Raw genomic sequence first — 1,335 nt, forward strand, 5'->3', positions numbered from 1 at the left:
TGTGGTTCCCCCCGAATCGTGGAGGACTTCCTTATGCGGCCTCGGGCAGCGTAGCCGTGTTGCTGGTCTCGTAGTCGACCGGGCTCATCATGTCTGCCGAGCTGTGCCGGCGTTCGTGGTTGTAGAACCCGTAGCACCAGTCCAGGACGACGGCCTGGGCCTGTCGGGTGTCGATGAACTGGTGGCGTGAGAGAACCTCCCACTCCAGGCTGGAGAAGAACGCCTCCGCGGCGGCGTTGTCGAAGCATGACCCGACACGCCCCATGGACTGCCGGATCCCCATCGTGCGGCACAGCTTGGTGAACGAGTTCGCCGTGTAGGTCGAGCCGCGGTCGGTGTGGAAGATAACCCGCTCGGACTCCTCCTCACGCCAGATCGCCTCCCGGCCGCCGCGGGCCGCCACCGCCATCTTGATCGCCGCACATGCCAGCTCGGCGTCGGGATGCAGCCCGGTCGCCGCACCCAGCAGACGGCGGGAGTAGAGGTCGATCACGGTCGCCAAGTACAACTTCGGACCGGGACGACCATGGCCGTCCTCGGTGGGGATGACGGTCGGGATCTCCGTCATGTCGCCCACCCAGCGGGCGTTCGGGCGCCCGGCCGTGAAGTCCCGGCGGAGTAGGTCGGGGAACTTCGGGGCGGTCTTGTCCTGCCTGGTCAGCCCGCTGCGGTGCTTGATCCGCCGCGCCACGAGGCCTTGGCGGCGCATCGAGGCCGCGACCGTCTTCTCGCTGACCTCCCACCCGTCCTCACGCAGATCGGCATGCAGCCGCGGCGAGCCATGCAGACCACGCTTGTTGACGAACATGGCCTTCACCGCGCGGTCGATCGTGTCGCGGCGCCGGTCCCGAGGAGTGTGCAGGCCCGAGGCCGCAGCCGGCCCGAGCGCCCGGTCGCGCCACTTGTAGAACCAGGCGAGACTGACCCCGAGCAGCAGGCAAGTGACCGTGTGTGGCACCCGGTAGATGGTCCTCTGGTCGGCGATGAAACGTGCCACGCTCACTTCGTCGCCTCCTTGACCCACAGGACCACCGATCGCTTGAGGACATCACGCTCCATGCGGAGCTCGGCGACCTCGGCACGCAGCCGCTTGAGCTCGTCGTAGTCGTCCTTGGACAGGCTCGCCGAGCCATCCCGCTCCGCCCGTGCCCGGTTCACCCAGTTGCCCAGGGTGCCCTCGTTCACGCCCAGATCGCGCGCGATCTGCGCGATCGGCTTCCCGGTCTCCTCAACGATCCGGACAGCCCCCTCACGAAACTCCCGGTCGTACTTCTTCCGCTTCTCTGACATCGCTACTCCTTATAGCTGATGCCTCTACGGTCCGGGGGGAACCTC

The 1,335-nt window shown here is 67.1% G+C and carries 2 protein-coding genes; both read right to left on the reverse strand.

The window, feature by feature from the left end; all coding sequences use genetic code 11:
* Nucleotides 1-31: 31 nt before the first annotated feature.
* Nucleotides 32-1,003 (reverse strand): IS3 family transposase, encoded by a 972-nt coding sequence (locus tag GOARA_RS16805; protein ID WP_007323625.1) that lies wholly within the window; start codon nucleotides 1,001-1,003, stop codon nucleotides 32-34.
* A complete protein-coding gene (locus tag GOARA_RS16810) occupies nucleotides 1,000-1,290 on the reverse strand; it encodes a transposase (RefSeq protein WP_007323626.1) in 291 nt (96 codons plus the stop codon). Before GOARA_RS16810 ends, GOARA_RS16805 begins: the two co-directional genes overlap by 4 nt.
* Nucleotides 1,291-1,335 lie beyond the last annotated feature (45 nt).

Origin of the sequence: Gordonia araii NBRC 100433 (genome assembly GCF_000241265.1) — a bacterium.
Lineage (GTDB): Bacteria > Actinomycetota > Actinomycetes > Mycobacteriales > Mycobacteriaceae > Gordonia > Gordonia araii.

Bases quoted from the DNA above. Each gene is read 5' to 3' on its own strand.
- GOARA_RS16810 (WP_007323626.1), bottom strand. From the start codon at position 1,290: ATGTCAGAGAAGCGGAAGAAGTACGACCGGGAGTTTCGTGAGGGGGCT.